The organism is Candidatus Methylobacter oryzae (assembly GCF_003994235.2).
Lineage (GTDB): Bacteria > Pseudomonadota > Gammaproteobacteria > Methylococcales > Methylomonadaceae > Methylobacter_A > Methylobacter_A oryzae.
Map to the genome: position 1 here is coordinate 1 of NZ_RYFG02000060.1, position 8,809 is coordinate 8,809.

Below are 8,809 nucleotides of genomic sequence, written 5' to 3' on the forward strand. Positions count from 1 at the left end.
AGTCGAAAGGTTTCACCAGATAATCGTCGGCGCCGAGATCAAGGCCCGCAATGCGGTCGGACAACGCGTCGCGTGCGGTAATCAACAATACCGGCACGTCATTGCAGCTGGCCCGCAGGCTCGATAGTAAACGGTCGCCGCTCAATCCGGGCAAACTACGGTCGAGTAGTAGACATTGGTAAGATTGGGCGCGCAACGCCGATTCGGCATGGTCGCCGCGTTTAACCCAATCGACGGCATAGCCGTCGAGTTGCAGCCAGGATTGCAAGGTGGCGCCTAACGAAGGATCGTCTTCGGCGAGCAGGATACGCATAATCTATCGGGTGAGCTATATCAATTTTGAGAGACTTGTTCAATGATTAAACATCTGATGCTGAATCTCATAAATAGTGAAATATGAATATTTTTATAAAACAATGCATTGCATAATTTATGAGATTTGTCTGTAGTACATGAAATCTCATAATAAGCAGTAAAAATCTGTTGTCGTCTCACAATTTGTGAAATGATTTCTCAAGCAGGTAAGGCCTGGTAGCCAGAGAAACCGAGTGTTATCACGGTTGCAGCCTTGCTTATCGATCAGTGATTTCATTAATTCTGAGATTTTTTTCATAAATTATGAGAACTGACAAGCGTGTCGGATGACACACTAAGTGAAAAACAGTTCGTTGATTTTTAATAGATATTTCATTTTTTATGTCACACACATATGTGTCTTTCGCCACCAATAATGAAAAATTTCGCGGCTGTTGAAGTAGGAAAACTAATCATAATTTCCAATTGATCGGCCTCGCTGTGAAAGCTGGGCAATATCATCGGCAACTTTGCGAGATTGGTGAATGGTATTGATTTGTGCTCTCAAGCTGACATACGTATGTTTATAAAAACACAAACATGGTAAAATTAACATATGATGAAAAATAATTTCTCTTATGTCTTTCCTGCTATCCGAGGGATACAAGCCGGACGCGAATACTACATCTCAATGTGTCCATTACGCCTGCTTACCAAACTATTTGTATTTGACAACGAAGAATTAATGCCGGAACTTCGTGCGCAACGTACGATAAACAAAGCCCGGATTCCTGAAATTGCCCGTTACATCGTCTCTAATCCCACTAATTATACATTCTCTGCAATTACCGCTTCGATTGACGGTACTGTTGCTTTTGATTCAATTGGTAGCGATAACTTAGCAAACTTTCGTATGGGCACACTCACCGTCGATATGAATGCCAAGTTTATCGTAAACGATGGGCAACATCGTCGAGCAGCTATTGAACAGGCCTTGCAATCCACACCAGAATTAGGTGACGAAACCATTGCAGTTGTATTCTTTCTCGACCGCGGCTTAGAACGCTGTCAACAAATGTTCGCCGATTTAAACCGCTACGCTGTCAAACCTTCATCTTCTTTGGGTTTACTATACGATCATCGTAGTACTGCTGCCAATGTGGCTAGGCATCTGGGGATAACCTCAAAAGTATTCCGTAACCTGATTGAAACGGAACGGTCTTCATTATCCGAACGTTCGCGCAAACTTTTTACCTTGAGCGCCCTGCATTTTGCGATTACTGAAATGCTGTCAGAAAAAGAACTTGAAGACTTCTCGGCTGCAACCAAAAAATGCCAAGAATTCTGGGAATTAATAGGCGAGCAAATACCCGAATGGACTTTCGTGCGAGAATCAAAAATGACCGCAGGCGAAGTACGCCAGGATTTTATCCACTCTCACGCTATCGTCTTACAGGCATTGGGGCGCGTTGGGAAATTTCTCTATCAGACTGAGCAACTGGATTTGCGGGAAGTCCTAAGTAAACTGCGCAATATCGATTGGTCTCGTAAAAATTCAGCAAGTTGGGAAGGGCGGGCCATGATTGGCGGCCGGATGTCCAAATCCAGCCAAAATATTACCCTCACTTGCAATGAAATTAAGCGTGTGCTCGGTTTGTCACTCACACTGGAAGAACAGGATGTAGAAAATACATTCCTTTCCGTGCACTCTATACCGGAGCAATCTAAGTGACTACACCCGTTGATGTTATCATCCAAGAGATTCAAGAGCTTTATTTATCCGACTCCATTCCCTGGATCATCGGCTATAGCGGCGGCAAAGACTCGACGGCTTCATTACAGTTAGTTTGGAATGCAATTGCCAAACTAACCATAGAACAACGCAACAAAGATGTTCACGTGATTAGTACCGATACCTTGGTTGAAAACCCGGTTATCGCTGTTTGGGTACAAAACTCACTAGAGTCCATTCGCATCGCAGCCCGAGAGCAAAACCTGCCAATCAAAGCACACCGCTTGGTCCCATCATTACAAAATCGTTTCTGGGTCAATTTGATCGGTAAAGGTTATCCCGCTCCTCGTAATCGCTTCCGCTGGTGTACGGACCGCCTTAAAATCAGTGCCTCTACCCAATTTATTCAAGAACTGTCCGAAGCTAATAACGAAGCGATCCTCGTGCTTGGACAACGCCGAGGCGAAAGCCAATCGCGCGACAAAGTGATGGATCATTACAGCGGCAGCACCCGCGACCGTTTAAGCCGCAACAAAGACCCCAAACTCTCAAGAGTCTGGGTATATCTACCGGTTGAAACCTGGACCAGTGATGATGTCTGGGAATACATCATTACCGAACCCAACCCTTGGGGAGTCGATAACCAAGAGCTGTTCAATATTTATCGCGGCGCAACGCCGGATGCGGAATGCCCAATCGTCGTTGATAGTTCAACACCTAGCTGCGGTGACAGCCGCTTCGGTTGTTATGTCTGTACTATGGTATCCCAAGATAAATCGATGCAGGCAATGGTTCAAAATGATGAACAAAAAGCATGGATGCAACCGATACTGGATTTTCGCAACAACTATCTAGCGATCAAAGACCGCGACGTGCGCGACTTCCAACGTATGAACGGGCGCATCAAATTAATGAATCAGGAATTGATCCATGGCCCTTATCTTCAGGAGCAACGTGCAAAATTGCTCAAGGAATTGCTGCGTACGCAAAAAGTGGTTAAAGAAGCCAAAGTGTCGGACTATGGACGAATCGAATTGATCTCCTTGGAAGAATTAGACGAAATTCGTCGCATCTGGGTAGAAGACAAAGGCGAGATTGAAGACTTAGTTCCAAAAATCTACCAAGAAATTTTCAATAAACCGTATCCGGGCAAAACGCTGGAACCGGTCCCCTTGGAACCGGATGACCTGCAATTATTAAAAGAAGTCGCTAACGAACTCGACCCGGAAGCTGCCGACCGGCTTTATCGCCTGACCCGATCCTTACTCTCGGTACAATTTCAATCTATGCAATCGCAAAAACGCTCCAAGCATCTTGATCGATTGGAAGAGGTTTTAACAGCCAATGCTTTCCGAACCGAAGAAGAAGCTTTGGCGTTTGCACTGGCTACCGAAACAATGTCCATAGAAGAAACAATTGGCGACGACATTCCGGACGCTATTGAGTTAGAAGAATAACAGTATGGCTAAACTCACTATTACCCAAATCTCTATTGAGAACTTGGGACCTTTTCGCGAACGGCAAACTCTCGATCTGTACGGACAATCATCGCGTCCGGTTACCTTAATCAAAGCCCTCAACGGCAGCGGCAAAACCACATTGCTCACTGCGCTACAAATTGGCTTATACGGCTACAAAGCTATCAATCCCGGCCGTCGTTTGGAATACGATCAACTGGTAGCAGGATTGCAACGCAAAGATGCTTACGGAAATGCAGTCATCGAAGTAACGGTAGCCGTAGAGCTCGGTGCAAATAGTCAAACCCTAACGATTCGTCGCGAGTGGATGCCACGCGGTACAAATCTGCAAGAGAAATTCAGTGTCCTCAACAACGGCATGGTAGACCTTGAATTCAGCGAAACCTGGGACGAATTCATTAACGGCATCTTGCCGGCGGAACTGGTGAAGCTATTCTTCTTCGATGGCGAAAAAATCGAAGCCTTGGCAAATCCGGATCTCCTGCCCGATTTGCTGCGCCGAGCTACCGAAGTCTTTTTGGGCCTGGGCGGCATTGATGCGTTGAGTAATGACCTTAAAGCCATTGAACGCCGGGGCAGTAATAAAAAAGGCGACGGTTTCGATGAAATCCGCAGTCAAGCAGAAGAGTTTGATTCTCAGCTTAAGCAAGTCGAGGATGAGATAGCCATGCTAACTCAACGCCAAGCCAGCGCACTCCTGGATTTGGATAAAGCTCAACAAAAACTGGAACAGTTTACCTTCGAGGCTCAGCGTAAAGGACTCAACGCCTACCAACAAGCAGCCGAACTCAAAAGCCAGGTAAAATCGACGGAAGAGCAACACAAACAAGCGCGCGCTAATCTCGCCAATGCTTTGGAAGACCCGCTACTGCCATTGGCATGGCTAGGCCCATTCTGGAATCACTACGCCGAGCAGTGGCAACAAGATCGCCAAGCTCATCACGCCACCTTACTAATCGACGAGTTTGCCAAACGCGACCGACGCATCTTGCAGGCATTAACAAATGCTGTGCCTGAAGCCAGTCAATCCATTGCGGAACTTCTTAAACAAGATTTGGCACAATTCAGCGCAAACAACCGGCACACTCCGATATTGCAGCCGGGAGCCGATCCCGCAGAAATCGAGCCACGGTTAGCCCAGGCTCGTAGTCAGCTGAAAAAAAGCTTGGCGAATATAGAACAAGCCGCGCATGCTTTGGAAAAGGCTCAGCAATCTATCGGCCAAATACCGGCGGAAAAACAGCTATCGGAAATTTTTGAGGAATTGCAAAACCGCACTAAAGCGGTCTCTAGCGCGGAGGCGGAATTACATAGACTAAACAAAATACTGACAGAAAATCGCGCTAGTCAACTCAATCTGGAATCACGTTTGAACGGAGCCATGCAACGCCTCCGTACAGAATTAAAGGAAAGCGCATTAGAATCTAAAGCCATGGAAGCCTCGGCAAGGGCCAAAAAAGCCTTAGCAATATTCCGCGAACGACTGTTAGCCTCAAAAGCCCATTGGCTAGCAGAAATGATTACCGCAGAATTCAAACAATTGCTACGTAAACGCAACCTGATTTCACAAGTCTTGATCGATCCGACAACGTATGAAGTATCGATTCAAGACAGTAATGGTCATACCTTGCCGATGGAACGGCTGTCGGCCGGAGAGCGCCAATTGTTAGCCATTTCGGTGTTGAGCGCTCTGATCCGTGAACGCAAGGGGCGTTTCCCGGTGGTCGTCGATACTCCGCTAGCGCGGCTGGACCGTCAACATCGTGAGGCCCTAATCCATAACTTTTTTGCCAAAATTTCGCATCAAGTGTTGGTACTCTCGACCGACGAGGAAGTCGAAGGTCCGGTTTACGATGCACTACAACACCATATGAGCCGCGAATACGCGTTGACTTTTGACGACGTCAAGAATTGCACCATCGCCAGCTTAAAACCAATCCAAACTCTTGCGGAAGCCACACCATGATCGACCGTCTTCGCCTAACTGCTGCTGCCAGAAATCAACTGATAACCCTAAAACGCAAAACCGGTATCGAGCACTACAACGCGCTATGTCGGCATGCTCTGTGCCTGTCACTCGCCAATCCTACAATACCGCCAACTGAGGAGTTTAATTTCAATGGGGGTATTGATATTGATTGGCGGACTTTTACTGGTGGCAATGAAAATCTGTATCTGAATTTGATTTTGATGAGATTACTCAGCGATGCACTACCCATTAACGTAGAAAATGCACGCCAAACGATGTGCCGCCATGTACATCGAGGACTCTCTTATCTTGCAAGCAAAAAAGAAGATGATTTGGCTACTGGGCTCAGTAATGAGTTACTAACTATTACAGTGATAAAAAGGATTAATCAAATCTCACCAAAATAATCTGAATCGATACGAAAGGTAGAGTATTCATAAGTTTTTTGGACACCAAGTTCGAAATCAACCATTAACTGCGCAAGCCTTTCACCATCGATTAATACGAGTGTCTTTTGTTGTTGATCATATGCATAACGAACTGCAGAACTTGTAAATCTGGAGGTTGTTATAAAAACTCCTTTGGATATATTTTTTAAAGCCCCAACAAAATCTCTTATCTCAGGTTCTCGGACTGGCCTATTGAGTCCGTATCGTTTAGCTTGTGTATAGATGCGATCAAAGCCAAGCTTATCTTGAAGTATTTCACCATCTATTCCGCCATCTGCCCCATTGCCTCTACGTGAAACAGACCCATTTGATCCGTAACCCATCTTAAGCAAAAGGTCTAAAACTAACTGCTCAAAAAATGCAGGATCAACATTCAGCATCTTATCAATTAAGTCTTTTTTAATATCATCAATATGTTGAAAATAAAAATCTTGGATATTCTCTTCTGGAATTTTGTCCTTACGATCTCGTAGAACTTGGATAATTTCAAAATCGTCATTATTTTCAATTAAACAATATCTTCCATTTTCTGTCTGCTTGAAATACTTATTCGGCATTGCAGAAGGAAACGAAAGTCCTGCACAATGTCGACGTACTTGTTGCCTTACAATCGCTTTTGGATCTTTTGCATTAAAACAATATAAATCCATTTTGATTATAAGATCGTATATTTGTTTAATAGTAAGCGATTCAGTACTGGTGCTAAGAACCTTTCTTATTGACTCAACTATTGTCACAAAATTAACCGTTAATAAATGGCCTCAAAAATAATTGCCGAAAGAATATTTTTATAGCGATCGTATTCTTAAAAGGACTCAATCTCAGAGAAACCTGGAAAATACCTATAATTTTCCCATAGAGCATCAACATCTTTTTGTGCGAAAATTTTGGTATTGATTTTTTCAACACAAGGTCTAATTTCCATTAAATGTCTAACTTCCTTGATTGTTAAATTTGGGGTAGATATATCAAATGGTTCGTCATCCTCTCTAACGAAATACAAATCAGAGAAACGGCAAGCTTCAGCATGATTTTGATCTATCTTTGAAGAGAACACATAAGCAATCGTTGCCATAGTAGCTCCATCGGCATACATAAAAAACAGCTTTTGCTTAGCCTCAAGTCTATCGTTTTCTGACAACCCATAATTTCTACTTTTTAATACAAGTTTAATTTTGTCAGCTATACAGTTCTTTAAAAATATCGCCAGCTTCTTGCTGGATTTCCAACCTCTTGTATCAAGATTATTTACTACATATTCTTTACCAACCATCTTAATAAGCTGCTCACGTAGATCGTTCTCCCGATCCGTTTTATCAATTTTTAATGATTCACAATTAAAACTAAGAGCAAGGACGCTGCCAGATTCAATTTTTTCACTTATAATTGCTACGTCTTCAAGCATGTATTTCTCAAATAAACCATCGTAATCCATCCAGAAAATAGATTTTCCTTCTTTGGCAACAAGTTTTGGAAGAACTTCCGTCGATTTTCCCCACTCCATGGTTATTCCAGCATATGGTTTATTAAACTCATATCTAGCACGATTATTGACATCAGCTTCAATACTAATCATTTCTGAAATATTGAGAATCTTATGAAAGAGAATAAAGTCAGAGAAATATTTTGACCCAAACCCAACATAGCGATAATCCTCTAATCGTGCAAATGACCTTAGTCTAATAAAGAGATCCCTCATCATCTTTCTTTCTACATTTTTTGCCGGTCTTACTGCATAATTTATTTTTCGTCCCGAGTTACTCATTATTATCGCACTCGTATCCAAAATAATAATTAAATGTCATTTCCCCTACTTCACGATTTGTAGTTACATTAAGGGATTTTTTGACTAAATTTATTTGCTCTATTGGAACAGTATACTGAACGCTTGCCATCTTATTATTATCTTCTGCTGGTAAAACTCTCTCAGGCCGCTCAAATATACTCTTTATGTTCTCCGCTGGCACATCATGTATACGAACAGTGCTAGCATTTTTAATTGCATTCAGTAATGGAGTATCACTAATTTTCCCTTCCGTTTTATGCGTTACTTCTTGAGCTCGTTCTCGTAAAAAAGTAGTAACGGGTTTCATTGATGTGCTCATATGATATAAAGCTGCTTTATAGATTTTACTGTCCTGATCTACTCCAGTTTTAGTTGTAGTCCAAGGGAGTTTAGAAGAATCGGAACACGAAAATTCAATAAGGCCACGAAAGAATGCAAAATCGGCGTGATATTTTGGAATTCCATTCATTCCCCAACCAGTAGCTATAGACTGATCTGCTTCAGCTACTAATCTACCGTTGCATATCACATACCACCCTCCATCTTCCCAATCTCTATCGGTTACACCGCAAATAACAGATATATCTACTCCATCTACGTTTGTGTTTTTTTTTATACAGCTCAATTCATCAGAAACTTTAACATAGACATCTTTGCTTTTAATTTTCGTTCCATTTAACTCAATGTTTAAATCGCTGGAAAGTTGCTTAAAATATGCTGCAGCTATTTCATTTTCCAAGTTTGTAGTAAAAGTACGTTCTGAGAATAACTCGCTTGCTTCTGGACGTAATTGTGTAACAACAATGTTAGTTTCACCTTCGCTTAGAGCATTTTTGTCTTGGAATTCGAAAAAGAAATCCCAATCTTCTGTTGTAACCCAGTCTTTAATATCTACAGTGACGCGATAGCAAATATCATTTTTTCTGGATTCGACATAGAAGTTTTCTGCTATTTTAAATAACGTACGCTTCATTCCTACGCCAAATTGTCCAACTGAATTCGGAGTTAAGGTGATGTGTCAACACTTTCCCGGACACACGGTTAAGCGGCTTTTTGCTGCAATTCGTAGTCTACGGGCGACAAATAGCCATTGGCGGAATG

At 42.7% G+C, this 8,809-nt stretch carries 8 protein-coding genes; 4 read left to right on the top strand and 4 right to left on the bottom strand.

The genetic code is table 11. The features are described from left to right. The coding region (locus EKO24_RS06775) for a response regulator (protein WP_143733194.1) at positions 1-313 on the bottom strand (313 nt) is incomplete at its 3' end. Positions 314-910: 597 nt separating this feature from the next. Between EKO24_RS06775 and dndB the strand changes: the two genes are divergently transcribed. The 4 genes from dndB to dndE are packed head-to-tail and all read left to right on the top strand — an operon-like array spanning position 911 to position 5,880. Then, positions 911-2,026, top strand: coding sequence for a DNA sulfur modification protein DndB (gene dndB, locus EKO24_RS06780; RefSeq protein WP_127030696.1), 1,116 nt, complete (start codon positions 911-913; stop codon positions 2,024-2,026). Beyond that, positions 2,023-3,483: a DNA phosphorothioation system sulfurtransferase DndC gene (gene dndC / locus EKO24_RS06785; RefSeq protein WP_143733195.1), complete on the top strand. Its 1,461-nt coding sequence runs from the start codon at positions 2,023-2,025 to the stop codon at positions 3,481-3,483. The genes dndB and dndC overlap by 4 nt, the downstream gene beginning before the upstream one ends. A 4-nt stretch (positions 3,484-3,487) precedes the next feature. Next, positions 3,488-5,470, top strand: coding sequence for a DNA sulfur modification protein DndD (dndD, locus tag EKO24_RS06790; RefSeq protein ID WP_127030698.1), 1,983 nt, complete (start codon positions 3,488-3,490; stop codon positions 5,468-5,470). Then, complete coding sequence (gene dndE, locus EKO24_RS06795; RefSeq protein ID WP_127030699.1) at positions 5,467-5,880, top strand: DNA sulfur modification protein DndE; 414 nt, start codon at positions 5,467-5,469, stop codon at positions 5,878-5,880. The genes dndD and dndE overlap by 4 nt, the downstream gene beginning before the upstream one ends. Here dndE and EKO24_RS06800 read toward each other — a convergent pair. The 3 genes from EKO24_RS06800 to EKO24_RS06810 form a co-directional block, all read right to left on the bottom strand. Beyond that, a complete protein-coding gene (locus EKO24_RS06800; RefSeq protein WP_127030700.1) occupies positions 5,862-6,659 on the bottom strand; it encodes a restriction endonuclease in 798 nt (265 codons plus the stop codon). The two genes, dndE and EKO24_RS06800, sit on opposite strands and share 19 nt — an antisense overlap. A 68-nt stretch (positions 6,660-6,727) precedes the next feature. Next, on the bottom strand, positions 6,728-7,687 hold the full coding sequence (locus EKO24_RS06805; RefSeq protein ID WP_127030701.1) for an O-methyltransferase: 960 nt from the start codon (positions 7,685-7,687) through the stop codon (positions 6,728-6,730). Continuing rightward, positions 7,680-8,681, bottom strand: a complete 1,002-nt coding sequence (locus EKO24_RS06810) for a hypothetical protein (protein ID WP_127030702.1) — start codon at positions 8,679-8,681, stop codon at positions 7,680-7,682. Before EKO24_RS06810 ends, EKO24_RS06805 begins: the two co-directional genes overlap by 8 nt. Between the last annotated feature and the right edge of the window lie 128 nt (positions 8,682-8,809).